The sequence below is a fragment of the Kosakonia sp. N21 genome (assembly GCF_050587465.1).
Classification (GTDB): domain Bacteria; phylum Pseudomonadota; class Gammaproteobacteria; order Enterobacterales; family Enterobacteriaceae.
This window is the reverse complement of sequence record NZ_JBOBHR010000003.1, coordinates 301422-320831: the sequence shown is the minus strand read 5'-3', so window position 1 is coordinate 320831 and position 19410 is coordinate 301422. Positions and strand designations below refer to the sequence as shown.

The 19410-nt window shown below is 55.5% G+C and carries 18 protein-coding genes, 1 tRNA gene and 1 pseudogene; 8 read left to right on the top strand and 12 right to left on the bottom strand.

Annotation, left to right across the window (positions count from 1 at the left end; translation table 11 throughout):
* Window positions 1–110 precede the first annotated feature (110 nt).
* The 3 genes and pseudogenes from ACQ3G7_RS08655 to ACQ3G7_RS08645 all read right to left on the bottom strand — a co-directional run.
* Window positions 111–646 (bottom strand): annotated as a pseudogene (locus tag ACQ3G7_RS08655) (primase-like DNA-binding domain-containing protein); the annotation flags it as partial.
* 228 nt (window positions 647–874) lie between these two features.
* Window positions 875–959, bottom strand: a tRNA-Leu gene (locus ACQ3G7_RS08650).
* A 198-nt stretch (window positions 960–1157) separates the two neighbouring features.
* Window positions 1158–1607 carry a lysozyme gene (locus tag ACQ3G7_RS08645; RefSeq protein ID WP_430889526.1) on the bottom strand — a complete coding sequence of 150 codons (450 nt, stop codon included), beginning with the start codon at window positions 1605–1607 and terminating at the stop codon, window positions 1158–1160.
* 234 nt (window positions 1608–1841) lie between these two features.
* Here ACQ3G7_RS08645 and ahr point away from each other — a divergent pair, with 234 nt between their 5' ends.
* Window positions 1842–2861, top strand: coding sequence for an NADPH-dependent aldehyde reductase Ahr (gene ahr / locus ACQ3G7_RS08640; RefSeq protein ID WP_430889525.1), 1020 nt, complete (start codon window positions 1842–1844; stop codon window positions 2859–2861).
* 93 nt (window positions 2862–2954) lie between these two features.
* Here the strand turns inward: ahr and ACQ3G7_RS08635 are convergent, their stop codons facing one another.
* From ACQ3G7_RS08635 to ACQ3G7_RS08615, 5 genes are all read right to left on the bottom strand, one after another.
* Complete coding sequence (locus ACQ3G7_RS08635; protein ID WP_430889524.1) at window positions 2955–4592, bottom strand: dihydroxyacetone kinase subunit DhaK; 1638 nt, start codon at window positions 4590–4592, stop codon at window positions 2955–2957.
* Between the two features lie 87 nt (window positions 4593–4679).
* Window positions 4680–5171, bottom strand: coding sequence for a hypothetical protein (locus tag ACQ3G7_RS08630; protein ID WP_430889523.1), 492 nt, complete (start codon window positions 5169–5171; stop codon window positions 4680–4682).
* Between the two features lie 56 nt (window positions 5172–5227).
* Window positions 5228–6310, bottom strand: a complete 1083-nt coding sequence (lptG, locus tag ACQ3G7_RS08625; RefSeq protein ID WP_263098249.1) for an LPS export ABC transporter permease LptG — start codon at window positions 6308–6310, stop codon at window positions 5228–5230.
* A complete protein-coding gene (gene lptF / locus ACQ3G7_RS08620) occupies window positions 6310–7410 on the bottom strand; it encodes an LPS export ABC transporter permease LptF (protein WP_263098250.1) in 1101 nt (366 codons plus the stop codon). Before lptF ends, lptG begins: the two co-directional genes overlap by 1 nt.
* A 63-nt stretch (window positions 7411–7473) precedes the next feature.
* Complete coding sequence (locus ACQ3G7_RS08615) at window positions 7474–7524, bottom strand: hypothetical protein (protein WP_216848985.1); 51 nt, start codon at window positions 7522–7524, stop codon at window positions 7474–7476.
* Between the two features lie 153 nt (window positions 7525–7677).
* On the opposite strand from ACQ3G7_RS08615, the gene pepA reads away from it, so the two are divergent.
* From pepA to ACQ3G7_RS08600, 3 genes are all read left to right on the top strand, one after another.
* Complete coding sequence (pepA, locus tag ACQ3G7_RS08610) at window positions 7678–9189, top strand: leucyl aminopeptidase (RefSeq protein WP_263098251.1); 1512 nt, start codon at window positions 7678–7680, stop codon at window positions 9187–9189.
* 126 nt (window positions 9190–9315) lie between these two features.
* Complete coding sequence (gene holC, locus ACQ3G7_RS08605) at window positions 9316–9759, top strand: DNA polymerase III subunit chi (RefSeq protein WP_263098252.1); 444 nt, start codon at window positions 9316–9318, stop codon at window positions 9757–9759.
* A complete protein-coding gene (locus tag ACQ3G7_RS08600) occupies window positions 9759–12614 on the top strand; it encodes a valine--tRNA ligase (RefSeq protein ID WP_430889522.1) in 2856 nt (951 codons plus the stop codon). Before holC ends, ACQ3G7_RS08600 begins: the two co-directional genes overlap by 1 nt.
* A gap of 92 nt (window positions 12615–12706) precedes the next feature.
* Here the strand turns inward: ACQ3G7_RS08600 and ACQ3G7_RS08595 are convergent, their stop codons facing one another.
* Window positions 12707–13909 (bottom strand): YjgN family protein, encoded by a 1203-nt coding sequence (locus tag ACQ3G7_RS08595; RefSeq protein ID WP_430889521.1) that lies wholly within the window; start codon window positions 13907–13909, stop codon window positions 12707–12709.
* A 193-nt stretch (window positions 13910–14102) separates the two neighbouring features.
* Between ACQ3G7_RS08595 and ACQ3G7_RS08590 the strand changes: the two genes are divergently transcribed.
* The gene (locus tag ACQ3G7_RS08590; protein WP_430889520.1) at window positions 14103–14606 is read left to right on the top strand and encodes a GNAT family N-acetyltransferase; all 504 of its coding nucleotides are present in this window, start codon (window positions 14103–14105) and stop codon (window positions 14604–14606) included.
* A 15-nt stretch (window positions 14607–14621) separates the two neighbouring features.
* Here the strand turns inward: ACQ3G7_RS08590 and miaE are convergent, their stop codons facing one another.
* Together miaE and rraB are read right to left on the bottom strand one after the other, a co-directional pair.
* Window positions 14622–15380, bottom strand: coding sequence for a tRNA isopentenyl-2-thiomethyl-A-37 hydroxylase MiaE (miaE, locus tag ACQ3G7_RS08585; RefSeq protein ID WP_430889519.1), 759 nt, complete (start codon window positions 15378–15380; stop codon window positions 14622–14624).
* Window positions 15381–15424: 44 nt separating this feature from the next.
* Window positions 15425–15850 (bottom strand): ribonuclease E inhibitor RraB, encoded by a 426-nt coding sequence (rraB, locus tag ACQ3G7_RS08580; RefSeq protein ID WP_061498191.1) that lies wholly within the window; start codon window positions 15848–15850, stop codon window positions 15425–15427.
* 52 nt (window positions 15851–15902) lie between these two features.
* Between rraB and argL the strand changes: the two genes are divergently transcribed.
* Both argL and argF read left to right on the top strand, forming a co-directional pair.
* Window positions 15903–16043: a putative translational regulatory protein ArgL gene (gene argL, locus ACQ3G7_RS08575; protein ID WP_430889518.1), complete on the top strand. Its 141-nt coding sequence runs from the start codon at window positions 15903–15905 to the stop codon at window positions 16041–16043.
* Window positions 16013–17017, top strand: coding sequence for an ornithine carbamoyltransferase (gene argF, locus ACQ3G7_RS08570; RefSeq protein ID WP_430889517.1), 1005 nt, complete (start codon window positions 16013–16015; stop codon window positions 17015–17017). The genes argL and argF overlap by 31 nt, the downstream gene beginning before the upstream one ends.
* Window positions 17018–17060: 43 nt before the next feature.
* Here argF and ACQ3G7_RS08565 read toward each other — a convergent pair whose 3' ends face one another.
* The gene (locus ACQ3G7_RS08565; protein WP_430889516.1) at window positions 17061–17513 is read right to left on the bottom strand and encodes a YhcH/YjgK/YiaL family protein; all 453 of its coding nucleotides are present in this window, start codon (window positions 17511–17513) and stop codon (window positions 17061–17063) included.
* Window positions 17514–18189: 676 nt separating this feature from the next.
* Between ACQ3G7_RS08565 and arcA the strand changes: the two genes are divergently transcribed.
* On the top strand, window positions 18190–19410 hold the full coding sequence (arcA, locus tag ACQ3G7_RS08560) for an arginine deiminase (protein ID WP_430889515.1): 1221 nt from the start codon (window positions 18190–18192) through the stop codon (window positions 19408–19410).

Here is a 19410-nt window from a genome sequence, read left to right as displayed (position 1 = left end):
TTTATTTTCAGGTAGATGAATGACGAACACATAGTGGAGAGTGAACAGTAAGCTCTTCATTTTTGGCTATTTAGGGTAAAGAAAGACCGGCAATCGCCGGTCTGGTTAGGTCATTTCGTTACTGCCTCATTGCACTTCGGCAGCCAGTCGCTGTTGCTTTTCTCTTTCAGCGTCAGGTTAGTCTGCATGCCCTGATTTGTGCGCCGTTTGTCGTAATTCAGTCCGTACTCTTTCAGCATGGTTGGCAAGCCCTTCCCGAACATGGTCAAGCTCAGGGTATTTTTGTAGCCGTGGGCTTCCATATACACCAGATAGGCGTGATACAGGTAGAGTCGCGGCTGGCGCGGAACGATGTTCGCATTTCCCATAAACATTCCGCTCGCTTCCGGCATCGCCTCAAGGTAGCCACAAAAATCAAATGCCGGGTCGGCGTCGCGCTTGATGCTCAGTGCTTCGCCGGAGTTCTGCTGCGACTGGAGCAGCGTGCGGGCGGTCATCGGTCGCTGAACCGCTGCATAAGCTGGCGCACAATGACGGCCAGCTCGCGGGCGAATTTATCCTTCAGGTGTGGGTCGCGCTCCTCCGGGGCAATCTGTTCCGGGAAGTGCAGGATAACCCGGCGACGTGACACGCCACCGCTGCGGTCGCGAGCTGGCGGAGGAGTTCACCGCCCTGATTGCGGAGCTGGAAACTGATAAATCCCGCGCAATGCTGGCCGCCTGCGCCTCCGGTGAAAAGTACGTGGAAGAACACCGGACAGCGTTTGGCCTGTACGCTCAGAGCGAATGGGCGGACGCCATGGATACAAAAACCGCTGCACGCCTTGATTTTAAAAGGTTTGGTGGACTTTCTCGGATGGTCTTGGAAGAGATCTTGGTGCCGAAGGCCGGACTCGAACCGGCACGTATTTCTACGGTTGATTTTGAATCAACTGCGTCTACCGATTTCGCCACTTCGGCACTGAAGGGGATGCGGAAACGTGTTGGATTATACCTGCCGCGGGCGGCTATGCAAGTCACGATCTTGTCATAAGCCGCTAAGTGCTGAAAAAAACAGCGCCATCTCAGGCTGTTGGCAACCGGCCGGGAAATCAATCGGCCTCATAAGGTGTATGAGGCCGCATAATGAACAATGCATATATGAGACGTCGTTCGCGTTCACGCTTTCAAAAACAGCGCCCGCTCCGCTTCACGTCGCCGGGTCAGCCCGGCCAGCACTTTGCCGCCCGCTTTGTTCCAGCGCGGAAACTGATCGGCGGCCTGAGCATACTCTCCCTGGTTCAGCAGTTTGAGCAGCGTGGACGTCTGCAAATTCCCGGCGCCAAGGTTAAAGGTAAAGGCCACCAGCGCATCAAACTGGTTCTGATTTAAATCCACTGTCACCAGCCGGTGAATACTGCGTTCGGTGACGCCCAGGTCGTCACGCAGCAACTCGTCGGCCTCCGCCTCAGTCAACGCGCGGGGGAAACTCTCGTTCGGCAGGATCAAATGACCATATCCGATGGTCCATTTACCCACAGCATCCCGGTATTTCTCAAGCCTGAGCCCTTCAAAAGACTTGATTAAAGCCACGCCGGCATCGCCGGTGCTTTGCGGTTGTTCAGCCATTTTTCATTGCTCCTGTAGGGTGTGTACGGCATCTCTTTGAGGATGGTACGGACACATTCTGTTGCACAGCCGACAGGCCGAAATAGTCCTATGGAAAATCCTAAAAAGCGGGCGGTGGCGGTGCGTCAGCGGGCATCGCTTTGGCGAAACGGGCTATCTGCGCGCGCAGGCTGCCACGGGATCGCCAGATGCCCTACACTTCATGCGTCCCCCTCTAACTCGAAGGAATCCGTGATGAGCATCATTAAAAGTTATGCCGCGCCACACGCCGGCGCTGCGCTGGAGCTACAGGAATACGACGCAGGCCCGCTGGCGGCAGAAGATGTGGAAGTGCAGGTGGATTATTGCGGGATCTGCCATTCCGATTTGTCGATGATCAACAACGAATGGGGCTTCTCCCAATACCCGCTGGTCGCCGGGCATGAAGTGATCGGCCGGGTCGTGGAACTGGGCAGCGCTGCGCAAAACAAAGGCTTAAAAGTCGGTCAGCGCGTGGGTATCGGCTGGACGGCCAGAAGCTGCGGGCACTGCGATGCCTGTATCAACGGCGATCACATCAACTGTAAAGAAGGCGCAGTGCCGACGATCCTCAATCGTGGTGGCTTTGCCGATAAGCTCCGGGCCGACTGGCAATGGGTGATCCCCCTGCCGGACAGCATTGATATCGAAACCGCCGGGCCGCTGCTGTGCGGTGGCATCACCGTGTTTAAACCGCTGCTGATGCATCACATCACCGCCACCAGCCGCGTCGGGGTGATCGGCATTGGCGGTCTGGGGCATATCGCCATCAAACTGCTGCACGCCATGGGTTGCGAGGTGACCGCGTTCAGCTCTAACCCGTCGAAAGAGGCGGAAGTGCGCATTATGGGTGCGGACAATGTGGTCAACAGCCGCGATCCGGACGCGCTGAAAGCACTGGCGGGCCAGTTTGATCTGATCATCAACACCGTTAATGTGGATCTGAACTGGCAACCTTACTTCGAAGCGTTGACCCACGGCGGGCATTTTCACACCGTCGGCGCGGTGCTGAAGCCGCTGGAAGTCCCGGCGTTTACCCTGATCGCCGGCGATCGCAGCGTCTCCGGTTCTGCCACCGGCACACCCTTTGAGTTGCGTAAGCTGATGAAGTTTGCCGGGCGCGCCAAAGTGGCGCCGACCACCGAACTGTTCCCGATGTCGCAAATTAATGACGCCTTGCAGCACGTGCGTGACGGCAAAGCCCGTTATCGCGTGGTATTAAAAGCAGATTTTTAACAGAGTAACAAGGCCGGATACGCTCGCGTTATCCGGCACATGGCCCGGTGGTGTTCACGCTTACCGGGCCTGTAACGCCATCCGGATGGGTTATTACGCGATGGCGGTAAACACTTCGGCAATCGCGACCGCTCCCGGATCGCTCACGCCGTCGAGATTTTCACGGTTGACGTACGACGAGCGCCCGGCACCCGCTTTTTGCATGGTGGCGGTGCTGGCTGCGCCGTTTTTCGCAGCGGCGACGGCGGCATCCAGCCCGCTGTCACGCAGTGCTTCTAACGCCGGTTGCAGCGCATCGATCAGCGTCCGATCGCCGAGATCCGCCCCGCCATAATGTTTCATCTGCTTCAGCCCGAGCAATAATGCATCCGACAACGCTATTCCGTTGTGCACCGCCTGGCCTGCGGCCGTGAAGAAAATCGACATCAGCACGCCACTGGAGCCACCCATCACCGTCGCCAGCCGTTCGCCAACCAGTTGCAGCAACTGCGCCGTATTATTTAGCGGCAACGCATTGCTCTCCAGCAGGCGCACGATCTCCCGCGCCCCTTCGGCGAAGGTTGAGCCGGTATCGCCATCTCCGACTTTTGCATCCAGCGCGTTAAGGCGGTTCTCAAGGCCAATCAGCGTCTGCGCCGCGCTGCTGACCAGCGCCCTCACCTGCGGGTTCTCTGACGGTTCACTCTCCAGCCCGGTATAGACGGCGCTATGCGGCTGCGTTTTCATCGGTGCGAACGGTACCGGCTTCTGCCAGCCAACCGTCTGCACCTCGGCGCAAATCGCCTGTTCAAACACATCGTTCAGGCGCAGCAATGACAGTGAAAAGCCTTTCATATCCAGCGAGCTGACCAGCGGCGCGGGGCCGATCAGATAAGCAATCTGATCTTTCAGCGCCGAGTGCGCCAGCTCTTTGGTCAGCAACGCCATCTCCAGCGCCGACACGCCGCCAAGGTTGTTGATCAACACCGCCACGCGATCGTCGCCCACCGCCACTTTGAGCGGTTGCACCAGCGTCTCAATCAGCGCCTTGCTGTTATGCGTATCGACCACGCTGGCACCCGGTTCACCGTGAATGCCCAGCCCCAGTTCGACTTTACCGCGCTGAATGCGCCCCTCTTCTTCGCTGTCGCTTCCCGGCAAGTTGCAGGTCTCCATCGCCAGGCCAAGACTGTAGACACTGTCGCAAGCCTGGCGGGCGATATCGCGCACTTCGCTGAGCGACTTACCGTGCTCAGCGGCGTAGCCCGCAATCTTATGCACCAGTGCCGTCCCGGCGATGCCGCGCGGTTGTTTATTGTCCGGCAGAGCGATGTCGTCCGCGACAATCACCATCTCCACTTTCAGGCCGTAGCGTTTGGCTTTTTCCGCCGCCAGACCGAAGTTCAGCCGGTCGCCGGTGTAGTTCTTCACAATCAGCAGGCAGCCGCGATCGCCGGTGACGGCGACAATCGCGTTCAGTACGGCGTCGACGCTGGGCGAGGCAAACACATCGCCGCAGACGGCGGCCGTTAGCATCCCTTTGCCGACAAACCCGGCATGCGCCGGTTCATGGCCCGAGCCGCCGCCGGAAATCACCGCCACGCGGCTTTTATCCCAGTCGGCGCGGGCAACAATGCGAATGGCAGGATCGATATCAAGTCGGACGAGGTTGCCGTGCGGAGCTGAGATTACCAAACCTTCAATGGCGTCATTGACCAGTTGTTTGCGGTCATTGAAAAAGAATCTGGACATGGTCTTCCACTAATTGGTAAACGGTATGCAAAAGCATAGTCTCTGGTGCGAAGAAGCGCGCAAAGAACAGATTTTACTGAGAAGCACTTACGGGACGGTACGCCCAAAGCCGGTGGTATAACCGCGTAATTGGCGTAGGTGTTCAAGACGGTGGCTCTGCCAGAACGCCCCGGCGATGGCCAGAATCAGCAGGCCGCCGTGCACATAGAGCGAGAGGCGTTCATCCAGCAGGATAAAACCGGCGATAGCGGGCGGGAGAAATATAAGGCACTGGAACTCCTGCGCTTTTTCAGCGGTATCAAAGCGGGATAACACGCGGTCTGCCTGTTCCTCTTCTGGCGAGCCAGGCCGGACAGTACCGACGGCGCGCGCCAGCGCATCCGCGCGGCGGGTCAGCCAGCTTACAAGCCCCAACGCCAGCAGCGTGACCAGCACTTCCACTGCCAGCACCACACTGTCGCCAACCAGAGAAGCAAACCACTGCGCGCCAATCACCGCCACCGTAAGAACCGAACTCAGCATCCCGCAGAGAAAAATAGAAGAGAAACGAACAACCGTACGGGTAACCCACTGCAACATGCGCGGCTCCTTGCACCCAAAAAAAAGAGAGGCCGCAGCCTCTCTTGATGTACTGATTAACTTTTTTTCATCATCAGCCACAAGCTGATCACGAAGAACGTGGCGCTTGGCAACAATGCGCCCACCACAGGGGGAATGCCGTAAACCAGCGTCAGCGGGCCGAAAATCTTGTCCAGCACGTAGAATACAAAGCCGAAACTGATGCCCGTCACCACACGCACGCCCATCGCCACGCTGCGCAGCGGGCCGAAGATGAACGACAGCGCCATCAGCATCATCACCGCCACGGAAAGCGGCTGGAAGATTTTGCTCCACATATTAAGCTGGTAGCGCCCGGAGTCCTGGCCGCTCGACTTCAGGTACTTCACATAGTTGTGCAGGCCGCTGATCGACAGTGCATCCGGATCCAGCGCCACAACGCCCAGTTTGTCCGGCGTGAGGTTGGTTTTCCAGGTGCTGCTCACGGTCTGTGTACCGGTCACCTGCTTCGGATTGGTGAGGTTGGACTCATCCACCTGCGACAAACGCCAGATTTTCTGTTCTGTATCGAACTTTGCCGATGCCGCATAGCGCACAGACTGTAAACGGCGCTGATTATTGAACGCGTAAATACTCACGCCGCCCAGTTCATCGTCACCTTTCACTCGTTCAATATAAACAAAGTCATTACCGTCTTTTGCCCACAAACCTTGCTGGGTGGAAAGCAGTGAGCCGCCATACATCGACTGCGCACGTTGGTTACGCGCCATTTGCTCACCCTGCGGCGCAACCCACTCACCAATCGCCATCGTCAGCAACACCAGCGGAATGGCGGTTTTCATCACCGACAGCGCAACCTGCATACGGGTGAAGCCGGAGGCCTGCATCACCACCAGCTCACTGCGCTGTGCCAGCATGCCAAGCCCCAGCAGTGCGCCGAGCAGCGCTGCCATCGGGAAGAAGACCTGAATATCTTTCGGCACGCTGAGGATGGTATATAACCCCGCGCCCAGCGCGTCGTAACTGCCCTGCCCGGCTTTTTTAAGCTGGTCGACAAACTTGATGATGCCGGAGAGCGACACCAGCATGAATAACGTCATCATGATGGTGGTAAAAATGGTTTTACCGATATAGCGGTCAAGTACGCCAAAAGCCTGCATTATACCGCTCCTCTACGGGCAAAACGGGCGCGAACCCGGCGCATCGGCACCGTATCCCACATGTTTAACGCCACCGCCAGCGCCAGATAAGCAAGGTTAACGCCCCACATCCAGATCATCGGATCCAGTTTGCCTTTCGCGCCATTTGAACGCAGCGAGGTTTGCAGCAGGAAGAAAACCAGGTACAGCAACATGGCGGGCAGCATGGAGAGCACGCGCCCCTGACGCGGGTTGACCACGCTAAGCGGAACCACCATCAGCGCCATCATAAAGACCGTAAACACCAGCGTTAAACGCCAGTGCAGCTCCGCGCTGGCGCGGGGGTTATCTGTGCTGAACAGGGTGCGCATGTCCATCTGTTCGGTATCGGAGGGATCCAGCGTAACGGTCTGGTGGCCGATAATCGCCTGGTAGTTCTGGAAATCGGTAATGCGGAAGTCACGCAGCATCGCCGTGCCTTCAAAGCGCGTCCCTGAATTGAGCGTGACGACCTGCGAGCCGTCTTTATGCTGTGAAATGTGGCCGGAGTCCGCCACTACGACCGACGGGCGGGCATTGCCTTTCGGGCGGATTTGCGCGAGGAACACGTTATGGAACGTACTGCCTTCCACGCCTTCAATAAACAGCACCGAGTTGCCGTCCGTCGCTTGCTGGAACTGCCCCTGCGCCAGCGCGGCCATGCCGGGGTTGGCTTTGGCGTCCGCCAGTACCTGATCCTGATGGCGGGATGACCACGGGCCAGCCCACATCACGTTCACCGCCGCAATAGCGCCGGTAAACAGCGCCAGAATCATCGCCGCTTTTACCAGCACGCCACGGCTCAGCCCACAGGCGTGCATGACCGTGATTTCGCTTTCAGTATAAAGTTTGCCCAGCGTCATGAGCAGGCCGAGAAACAGGCTCAATGGCAGGATAAGCTGCGCCATCTCAGGCACGCCCAAACCCAGCAGTGAGAGCACGAGGTTGGTAGGGATCTCACCGTCTGCCGCTGCGCCTAAAATCCTGACCAGTTTTTGACAAAAGAAAATCAAAAGCAGGATGAATAGGATCGCAAGCTGGCTTTTTAGCGTCTCCCGCGCCAGATATCTTATGATTATCACTTTAATTACGCCCGTAAAAACCAGTCTTTTTCCTGGAAAATCGCTTGTTTCATGGCTTAAACGTCATTTATTCTCTTGAGTCGTCGAAATGATCGCTAAGATTAATATACTCAGCGGATACGTGCGTAAGACCCGATTCTGACGTGCCGAAACCGAAGTAACATTAAGATTAACACGAAGTCACCGCAACAGCGGACATGAGTTACGAAAGCTTGCAATTCTATCCGTAGCCGCCGCTGTTGTCTTTAAGATTCAGGAGCGTAGTGCATGGAGTTCAGTGTAAAAAGCGGTAGCCCGGAGAAACAGCGGAGTGCCTGCATCGTTGTCGGTGTCTTTGAGCCGCGCCGACTCTCTCCGATTGCCGAACAACTCGATAAGATCAGCGACGGCTACATCAGCGCGCTGCTGCGTCGCGGCGAGCTGGAAGGCAAGCCGGGCCAAACGTTGTTGCTTCATCACGTACCGAATGTCCTCTCCGAGCGAATTTTGCTGATTGGCTGCGGTAAAGAGCGTGAACTGGATGAGCGCCAGTACAAGCAGGTGATCCAGAAAACCATCAACACCCTGAATGATACAGGTTCCATGGAAGCGGTCTGTTTTCTGACCGAACTGCATGTTAAAGGCCGCAACACCTACTGGAAAGTCCGCCAGGCGGTAGAGACAGCAAAAGAAACGCTGTACAGCTTCGATCAACTGAAGACCAACAAAAGCGAACCGCGTCGCCCGCTGCGTAAAATGGTGTTCAACGTACCGACCCGCCGTGAGCTGACCAGCGGCGAGCGCGCTATCCAGCACGGTCTGGCGATTGCGGCCGGCATCAAAGCCGCGAAAGATCTCGGCAATATGCCGCCCAACATCTGTAATGCCGGTTATCTGGCTTCTCAGGCGCGCCAACTGGCGGACACCTACAGTAAAAATGTGGTCACCCGCGTGATTGGCGAGCAGCAGATGCGCGAGCTGGGCATGCACTCTTACCTGGCGGTAGGTCAGGGCTCACAGAATGAATCGCTGATGTCGGTGATCGAATACAAAGGCAACCCGTCTGAAGATGCGCGCCCGATTGTGCTGGTCGGCAAGGGCCTGACCTTCGACTCCGGCGGTATCTCTATCAAGCCTGCCGAAGGCATGGACGAGATGAAATACGACATGTGCGGCGCGGCGGCGGTCTATGGCGTGATGCGCATGGTGGCCGAGTTGCAACTGCCGATCAACGTGATTGGTGTGCTGGCGGGCTGTGAAAACATGCCTGGCGGGCGCGCGTATCGCCCTGGCGATGTGCTGACCACCATGTCCGGCCAGACCGTGGAAGTATTGAACACCGACGCGGAAGGCCGCCTGGTGCTGTGCGATGTGCTGACCTACGTGGAACGTTTCGAACCGGAAGCGGTGATTGACGTGGCAACACTGACCGGCGCATGCGTGATTGCGCTGGGTCATCACATCACGGGCCTGCTGTCGAACCACAACCCGTTGGCCCATGAGCTGATTGGCGCTTCCGAGCAGGCAGGCGACCGTGCATGGCGTTTACCGTTGGGCGATGAATACCAGGAGCAACTGGAGTCCAACTTTGCGGATATGGCGAACATTGGCGGCCGTCCTGGCGGCGCAATCACTGCCGGGTGCTTCCTGTCGCGCTTTACCCGCAAGTACAACTGGGCTCATCTGGACATCGCCGGTACCGCCTGGCGCTCCGGTAAAGCCAAAGGTGCGACCGGTCGCCCGGTGGCGATGCTGTCGCAGTTCCTGCTGAACCGCGCCGGGTTTAACGGCGAAGAGTAATGTAAAGCCCCCCTCACCCTAACCCTCTCCCCAAAGGGGCGAGGGAATCACCGCTCCCTCTCCCTTAGGGAGAGGGCCGGGGTGAGGGTATGAGATTTAAATCCACCACAAGAAACCCCATATATTATGAAGACTGCAACGTTCTATCTTCTGGACAACGACAACACCGTTGATGGCTTAAACGCCGTGGAACAGCTGGTGTGTGAGATTGCCGCAGAACGTTGGCGCAATGGCAAACGCGTGTTGATCGCCTGTGCCGATGAGCAACAGGCTATCCGGCTGGATGAAGCGCTGTGGGCGCGTCCGCCGGAAAGCTTTGTGCCGCACAACCTGGCGGGCGAAGGTCCGCGCGGCGGTGCGCCGGTTGAGCTGGCCTGGCCGCAAAAGCGCAGCAGCAGCCCACGCGATGTATTAATCAGCCTGCGGGTGGAATTTGCAGATTTTGCCACCGCTTTCACAGAAGTGATAGACTTCGTCCCTTACGAAGACTCTCTGAAACAACTGGCGCGCGAACGCTATAAAGCCTATCGCGTGGCCGGTTTCAACCTGAACACGGCAACCTGGAAATAATGGAAAAGACATACAACCCCAAAGATATCGAACAGCCGCTGTACGAGCAGTGGGAAAAGCAGGGCTATTTCAAACCCAACGGTGATGAAAGCCAGGAAAGCTTCTGCATCATGATCCCGCCGCCGAACGTCACCGGCAGTTTGCATATGGGACACGCCTTCCAGCAAACCATTATGGATACCATGATCCGTTACCAGCGCATGCAGGGCAAAAACACCCTGTGGCAGGCGGGGACTGACCATGCCGGTATCGCCACCCAGATGGTGGTTGAACGTAAAATTGCCGCGGAAGAAGGGAAAACCCGCCACGACTACGGCCGCGACGCCTTTATCGACAAAATCTGGCAGTGGAAAGCCGAATCCGGCGGCACCATTACCCGCCAGATGCGCCGTCTCGGCAACTCCGTGGACTGGGATCGTGAACGTTTCACCATGGATGAAGGCCTCTCCAACGCGGTGAAAGAGGTGTTCGTCCGCCTGTATAAAGAAGATCTGATCTACCGTGGCAAACGCCTGGTGAACTGGGATCCGAAACTGCGCACGGCGATCTCCGATCTGGAAGTGGAAAACCGCGAGTCGAAAGGCTCCATGTGGCATATCCGCTATCCGCTGGCCGATGGTGCGAAAACCGCCGACGGTAAAGATTACCTGGTGGTCGCCACCACCCGTCCGGAAACGCTGCTCGGCGATACCGGCGTAGCGGTAAACCCGGAAGATCCGCGTTATAAAGATCTGATCGGCAAATTTGTGGTGCTGCCGCTGGTGAACCGCCGTATTCCGATCGTTGGCGATGAACACGCCGACATGGAAAAAGGCACCGGTTGCGTGAAAATCACCCCGGCGCACGACTTTAACGACTACGAAGTGGGTCGTCGTCACAAGCTGCCGATGATCAATATCCTGACCTTTGACGGCGACATCCGTGAAAGCGCGCAGGTGTACGACACCAACGGCAACGAATCCGACGTTTACCCGGCAGACATTCCGGCGGAGTTCCAGAAACTGGAGCGTTTTGCCGCGCGTAAAGCGATGGTCGCCGCGGTAGACGCGCTCGGCCTGCTGGAAGAGATTAAACCGCACGATCTGACCGTACCGTACGGCGATCGCGGCGGCGTGGTCATTGAACCGATGCTGACCGACCAGTGGTACGTCCGTGCCGACGTGCTGGCAAAACCGGCAGTCGAAGCGGTGGAAAACGGCGACATCCAGTTCGTGCCGAAGCAGTACGAAAACATGTACTTCTCCTGGATGCGCGACATTCAGGACTGGTGTATCTCCCGACAGTTGTGGTGGGGCCACCGTATTCCGGCCTGGTACGACAACGATGGCAACGTATTTGTCGGTCGCAGCGAAGAGGAAGTGCGTCAGGAAAACAACCTGTCCGCCGATGTCGCCCTGCGTCAGGACGAAGACGTGCTGGACACCTGGTTCTCCTCCGCGCTGTGGACTTTCTCTACCCTCGGCTGGCCGGAAAACACCGACGCGCTGCGTCAGTTCCACCCGACCAGCGTGATGGTCAGCGGCTTCGACATTATCTTCTTCTGGATCGCACGCATGATCATGATGACCATGCACTTTATCAAAGACGAAGATGGCAAGCCGCAGGTACCGTTTAAAACCGTCTATATGACCGGTCTGATTCGTGATGACGAAGGCCAGAAGATGTCCAAATCCAAGGGTAACGTCATTGACCCGCTGGATATGGTGGACGGGATTTCACTGGCGGATCTGCTGGAAAAACGCACCGGCAACATGATGCAGCCGCAGCTGGCGGAAAAAATCCGCAAGCGCACCGAGAAGCAGTTCCCGGACGGCATCGAGCCGCACGGCACCGACGCCCTGCGCTTTACCCTGGCGGCGCTGGCCTCTACCGGCCGCGACATCAACTGGGATATGAAGCGCCTGGAAGGTTACCGTAACTTCTGTAACAAGCTGTGGAACGCCAGCCGCTTTGTGCTGATGAACACCGAAGATCAGGATTGTGGCTTCAACGGCGGCGAAAAAGTGCTGTCGCTGGCGGACCGCTGGATCCTCGCCGAGTTCAACCAGACCATTAAGGCTTACCGCGACGCGCTGGATAACTTCCGCTTTGATATTGCGGCAGGCATCCTGTACGAGTTCACCTGGAACCAGTTCTGCGACTGGTACCTGGAACTGACCAAACCGGTCATGAACGGCGGTTCTGAAGCGGAACTGCGCGGCACGCGTAATACGCTGGTCACCGTGCTGGAAGGTCTGCTGCGTCTTGCGCACCCGATCATTCCGTTTATCACCGAGACTATCTGGCAGCGCGTAAAAGTGCTGAAAGGCATCACCGCCGATACCATCATGCTGCAACCGTTCCCGGCGTTCGACGCCTCTCAGGTGGATGAAAACGCGCTGGCGGACACCGAATGGCTGAAGCAGGCGATCATTGCCGTACGTAACATCCGTGCGGAAATGAACATCTCTCCGGGTAAACCGCTGGAGCTGCTGCTGCGTAGCGCAAGCGACGATGCAAAACGTCGTGTGAACGACAACCTGAGCTTCCTGAAAACGCTGGCGCGCCTGGATAGCATTACGATCCTGCCGGCTGACGAGAAAGGCCCGGTTTCGGTCACCAAGATTGTTGACGCCGCAGAGTTGCTGATCCCGATGGCGGGGCTTATCGACAAAGACGCCGAACTGGCGCGTCTGGCGAAAGAAGTCGCTAAAGTGGATCAGGAAATTGGGCGTATCGAAAGCAAACTCGGCAACGAAGGCTTTGTCGCACGCGCACCAGAAGCGGTGATTGCGAAAGAGCGTGAGAAGCTGGAAGGCTATGCAGAAGCGAAAGCGAAGCTGATTGAACAGCAGGCTGTTATCGCCGCACTGTAATCACGTCGCATAAAAAAACCGGGCTATGATGCCCGGTTTTTTATTGGCTTGCCGGATAAGGCATTGAGCGCCGTCCGGCAAAAGCGGTCACATTAAAATGCCGCCGGATAGAACGACAAACCACGCGCCAACAGGTTCGCCGGATCTTTTGCCGGTTGAACGTCGTGTTTTTCCAACGGCAGCGCTTCCAGATCACCGTGTACGTGCGTATTTTCCAGCAGGTAGCGGGTAAAGCGCACTTTCGCCCACGGCCACGCCAGGAACAGCGTCACGCAGCACACCAGCAGGTTGGTCACAGAGATCACGAACACGCGCCCGATGGTCACCGTAGACGAAAAACGAATATCCCCTTCCAGCGTCAGTTGGCTGTAGAGGTAATTACGCAGCTTCACAAAGGCGAAAATATAGCAAACCACCGCACCGGCAATATACAGCAGATAGCTGAACATTAATTTGCCGTAGAACGGTCCCATCAGCAGCGCTAACTGTTCCGGGTCATCGCCAGCCGCATAGGCATACTGCGTCATCATAAAGAACGCCGGAATAACGATATACAATACAACGGCGATAAACGGCACAAACAACAGCATCGACAATACAATAATTGTGATGCATTTTTTCGCGGAAAATTCACCGGCGAATTTCAGTTTGCCGTATTGCAGATTATTAACCAGCATGCCAAACCATTGTGCAGTATATACACCCTGCATAATGGCGATCCCCAGCATTAATACCAGCGTACCGATACCAATCATAGCGAAAATAGCGCCGTACGAACCGCTACTGACAGCAGAAGAGGCAAAGAGGGAGAAGATCACCACTGAAGCGATAATAATCAGCAACGGGCACCCCATCATCACCCACCAGGCGCGCAGCGGGCTGGCGTAGAAATTGAAGCGTACGCCGTTTATTTCCGTCATCAGTAGTTGATAACGCAGCCCCTGAGTAATCAGCCACGGGAAGAAAATCAGGAATAAGCCAATCATGCACAGTTGCAGACCAACGTTCTGGTGCACCACGTTAATCAGGAAAATCACATACAGCACCAGCAGACAGAGCCAGCCAACAAAAATCGAACGCCCGGTAGCATGATAAGAAAAACGCGCGCCGCCAAGTTCAGTATTCTCGTAGAAATAACGACGTGCACGCACTAATGCCCAGGGCAAATATAACCCTGCGGTTATTAGGGTAAGAAGAATATTCACCAGCCATACCGCGAAATAGCCTTTGCCGCTGCCCTGAAAGAGAAAATGGCGAACGGGAGCCGTTACGGAACCATGAGTTTCGGAAGTCATAACAATCCTTATCGTAAAAAAAACAAGACAAACAGAGTCAACCATAACAATATTGCGGTTGAGTTAAGTCCATTCTTAAGTCTAGATACTTTAAAGTCGAAAGAATAGCGACCAATATTCCTGGTCTTGCCAGAACGCCGTTGTGGTGGTATTAAGCAGGATCACGTCATAACCCCAAAAACAGAGTGCAGAAATGAATGTGACCGCTCCGGTAGAGGTGAAAATGCGCCGGATTGCTGCTGCAGATAACGCGGCAATCGCATCGGTGATCCGCCAGGTTTCGGCGGAGTATGGCCTCACCGCCGATAAAGGCTACACCGTCGCCGACCCCGAACTGGATGAGCTTTACCAGCTCTACAGCCGCCCGGGTTGTGCGTATTGGGTGGTGGAACAAAACGGCGCCGTGGTCGGCGGAGGCGGCGTAGCGCCGCTAAAATGCAGTGAACCGGATATCTGTGAACTGCAAAAAATGTATTTCCTGCCCGCGGCCCGCGGCCAGGGTCTGGCGAAAAAGCTGGCGCACATGGCGCTCGATCACGCCCGCGCGCAAGGCTTTACCCGCTGTTATCTGGAAACCACCGCCTTTCTTACCGATGCCATTGGTCTGTATGAGCATCTGGGCTTTGAGCACATTGACGGGCCGCTGGGCTGCACCGGCCACGTAGACTGTGAAGTGCGCATGCTGAAAGCGCTGTAATGCTACAGCGCGTTTTTACGCCGGTACGCCGCTGTGAAAACGAAACTCCGTATCCGGCGTTGAGATCAGCGCCGCTTCCACCTCGCCAAAATGACGCACGCGCGGCGTGATATCCACCTGTGATACCTGTTGCGCCAGCGCCAGATAATCCTGGTAGTGACGTGCCTCGGAGCGCAACAGTGACAGATAGAACTTCTGTAAATCCTCTTCCAGCCATGGCGCCAGCGCGGCAAACCGCTCGCAGGAACGCGCTTCGATGTAAGCGCCGCAGATTAATTTATCAATCAGCGTCAGCGGCTCATGCGTGCGGACCTCTTTCAGCATCCCTTTGGCATAGCGGCTGGCGGTGATTTTGACATATGGGATGTTGCGCGCCAGCATCGCTTCCCGCACCTGCCAGAAATGGTGCAGCTCCTCTTTAATCAGCAGCACCATGCTGTTAATCAGCGCCTGGCCCCAGCTATCATCCGTTTGCGGCATCGCGCTTTTGCCAATCTGCTTGTGCAGAGCAACAAAGTCCGGCTCCGGTCCTTCACGAAAAGTGAACTCTTCATAGGGTTTGAGCCACGCCAGCAGCGCATCGGAACCGCGTTTATCCGCCACGTATTTACGCACCAGCAGCATTGCGGTTTGCGCCGCTTTCAGCTCGCACACCATATGATCGGTCAGCAGCAGCGGCAACATGGCCGGATCACGGGCTTTGTCTATCCAGGATGGCGGGGTCGGGCAGTGGAGAAAATCGAGAACCGGGGAGAGTATTTGCGGGTAATCCATGGCTGTTCCTTGCTTGCGGCAGCGGGCGCTGCCGCAACGGTCACTCAGTGACGTACACCGTCGTCGTCTTCGTCGATGTAGTCTTCATCTTCGTCATCGTCACCCTCTTCGCCATTCGGATCTTCGTAGTAGGTGCCCCAGCCGTCGTATTCAACCTCAAATTTTTCAGCCAGGTTCAGCAGTTGCTCGACCTGCGCGTCAATCAGATCGGCATTCAGCGCGCTTTCGCTCAGCACGTCGCAGCAGATCACCACATCGCCCTCTTCCAGCTCCAGCTCTTCCGGTTCGGTCACTTCGTAACCCAGTTTGAAGGCTTCCACAGCGACCTTTTCCAGCGTTTCGAAATCATCTGCCGACAGGTGATGCTCAATGGTGTACAGCGCGTCAGGATCGCTACCATCTTCCAGCAATTCTTCAATAATCAAACGCGTCTCTTCGCGCTGTTCTTCCAGGTGTTCCGGGTTCGCCATGGCTCGTTCCTCATAATGTGGCAGATACACTTATTGTCACACACCGCCGCCAATGCCTCCACTCTCTGCCGAAAAGATTTCTCCCCTGGGGTTGCAAATGAATATTCATCCATATAAATTGAATTTTAATTCAATAAGTGGCCTTAGCCATGTGAGGAAATTATGTCTACGTTTTATCAGAAACATTTCTTGAAGTTGCTCGACTTTACACCCGCTGAAATCAATACCCTGCTGCAGCTCGCCTCGCAACTGAAGGCAGACAAGAAAAAAGGTCAGGAAGTCCAGAAACTTACCGGCAAAAACATCGCGCTCATCTTCGAAAAAGACTCCACCCGCACACGATGCTCTTTCGAAGTTGCCGCATTTGACCAGGGCGCTCGCGTCACTTACCTCGGCTCCAGCGGCAGCCAAATCGGGCATAAAGAATCAATTAAAGACACCGCGCGCGTGCTCGGCCGGATGTACGACGGGATCCAGTATCGCGGCTATGGTCAGGAGATTGTAGAAACGCTGGCGCAATACGCAGGCGTACCGGTGTGGAACGGCTTAACCGACGAATTCCACCCCACGCAACTGCTGGCGGACCTGCTGACCATGCGCGAGCACCTGCCGGGCAAAGCCTTTAGCCAGATGACGCTGGTGTATGCAGGCGATGCGCGCAACAACATGGGCAACTCGATGCTGGAAGCCGCCGCGCTTGCTGGCCTCGACCTGCGTCTGGTTGCGCCGAAAGCCTGCTGGCCAAATGCCAGCCTGGTGGCGGAATGCCGGGCGCTGGCGGTGAAAAACGGCGGAAACATTACGCTGACGGAAGATATCGCCGCAGGCGTAAAAGAGGCTGATTTCATCTATACCGATGTCTGGTTGTCGATGGGCGAAGCCAAAGAGAAGTGGGCCGAACGTATCGCCCTGCTGCGCCCGTATCAGGTTAACAGCAAAATGCTGTCGCTGACCGGCAACCCGCAGGTGAAATTCCTGCACTGCCTGCCCGCGTTCCATGATGATCAGACCACGCTTGGCAAGAAAATGGCGGAAGAGTTTGGTTTACACGGCGGTATGGAAGTCACCGACGAGGTGTTTGAATCTCCGGCGAGCATTGTGTTTGATCAGGCGGAAAACCGCATGCACACCATCAAAGCGGTGATGGTGGCAACACTGAGTCAATAACGCGATACGGCCCGGTCAGCGCTGTGCGACCGGGCGCCTTTTCTTATTCCACCCGCAGTTTAACCACCACTTTACGCACCTGCGCCGGGGCATTCACCGCGCACAACGGTTTATGCACTTCGCCCGGGTAGAACACCACAAAATCCCCTTCGTTCAGCACCACCGTCTTTTCCTGCACGCCTTCCGGTAAAAAGGCGATGTCTTTATCCGCCAGCCAGTCGGTATCCGGCGCGCCCGCTGGTTGCGTACTGAACGTCATGCCTTCCTGGCCTTTGAGAACGATCTGAATATCCAGATAACGTGCGTGATACTCCGCACGGCGCTCGGCAAAAGGCTGGGTCATATCTTCCGATACCAGATAAAACAGGCGGCTGCCGTCGATCTCATGTTTACCGGTCGGCGTTGCGTCGGTGACATGTTGCTTAATCAGTTCAATCGCCTGGCGCAGCTCTTCCGGCAGCCAGGACTGTACATTATGAATATTGCCAACGATCATGGTTCAATCCTCGATATAAAACACCGTTTCATTTCCCATGGTTATACGAGAATTCCCACTGCCATACCACCCTTTTTTGCAGGAGATTTGCGACAACGCATAGTTATCGCAACGGGTGTTAAATGGCTGTTAAGACGCTGACGGCATTTATGCAGAGATTATGCATAAAGCCAGCGAGAGGCGGTATCCGGCAAGCGCTGTGTGACTGATTAAGCATGGTTTATTAAAAAAAATGGGGTTGCTTCACACTTTATTCCCCCCACTCTGCGCGCATAAATTCACGCATTATTTTTAAATTAAACCGTTGCAGGAAATATTTTCATTGCTTTTATGCATACCCATTCCGCAGCAGAAAACAAATGCACTAAATTCAACACGTTACAAAATATGCAAAATTAATCATTCCACACAAATCTATAACAACCATGAATAATTACAGCCGTTAACGCGTAGGCATTCACCCTGATAATATTGCTGATTAACAGTTCTCTGATGCGAATCATGTATTCAAACACTCTCCCGACAATATCAATTTCGACGTGAACCAGCTCACATTTTTAATTTTCCCGACACCTACTATGAGCCATGAAAATTAATTGAGCTTATCGAGCCATGAATTAAATCATGTTCATGGCACGCCCCTTTTTATTCTTAAAAAACAGTTAAAGGAATAATTATGGAAAAGCATTACGTCGGTTCTGAAATTGGTCAATTGCGTAGCGTTATGCTGCACCGCCCAAATTTAAGTCTGAAACGCTTAACCCCTTCTAATTGTCAGGAGTTGTTATTTGATGATGTGTTATCGGTTGAACGTGCGGGTGCAGAGCATGATGTGTTCGCAAACACCCTGCGTGAACAGGGTGTGGAAGTCCTGCTGTTAACCGACCTTCTGACACAAACGCTTGATATTGCTGAAGCAAAAACCTGGCTGCTGGAGATGCAAATCTCCGATTACCGCCTTGGGCCTACCTTCGCCAGCGATGTACGTGGCTGGCTGGCGGATATGCAGCACCGCGAACTGGCGCGCCGGTTGAGCGGTGGACTCACCTACGGTGAAATTCCGGCATTTATTAAAAATATGGTTGTGGATACCCACACTGCTAATGATTTTATTATGAAGCCGTTGCCCAACCATTTATTTACCCGCGACACATCATGCTGGATTTATAACGGTGTTTCGATTAATCCGATGGCCAAACCTGCCCGCCAGCGTGAGACCAATAATCTGCGGGCAATATATCGCTGGCACCCGGCCTTTGCCGACGGAGAATTTATTAAATACTTCGGCGACGAGAATATTAATTATGACCACGCCACCCTCGAAGGCGGCGACGTATTAGTGATTGGTCGCGGCGCGGTATTAATTGGCATGTCGGAACGCACCACACCGCAGGGCGTCGAGTTTCTTGCCAACAGCCTGTTTAAACACCGCCAGGCAGAGCGCGTTATCGCCGTGGAATTGCCGAAACACCGCTCCTGCATGCACCTCGATACCGTGATGACACACATCGATGTCGACACCTTCTCTGTCTATCCCGAAGTCGTCCGCAAAGACGCCCAGTGCTGGACGCTGACGCCGGACGGGCGCGGCGGGCTGCAACGCCTTCAGGAAGAGGATCTGCTGCATGCCATTGAAAAAGCGCTCGGCATTGACCAGGTACGCCTGATCACCACCGGTGGAGACGCTTTCGAAGCCGAACGCGAGCAGTGGAACGACGCCAATAACGTGCTGACCCTGCGCCCTGGCGTCGTGGTGGGTTACGAACGCAACACCTGGACCAACGAAAAATATGACAAAGCCGGCATCACTGTGCTGCCGATCCCCGGCGATGAACTGGGACGCGGACGCGGCGGTGCGCGCTGCATGAGCTGCCCGCTGGAACGAGATGGCATTTAA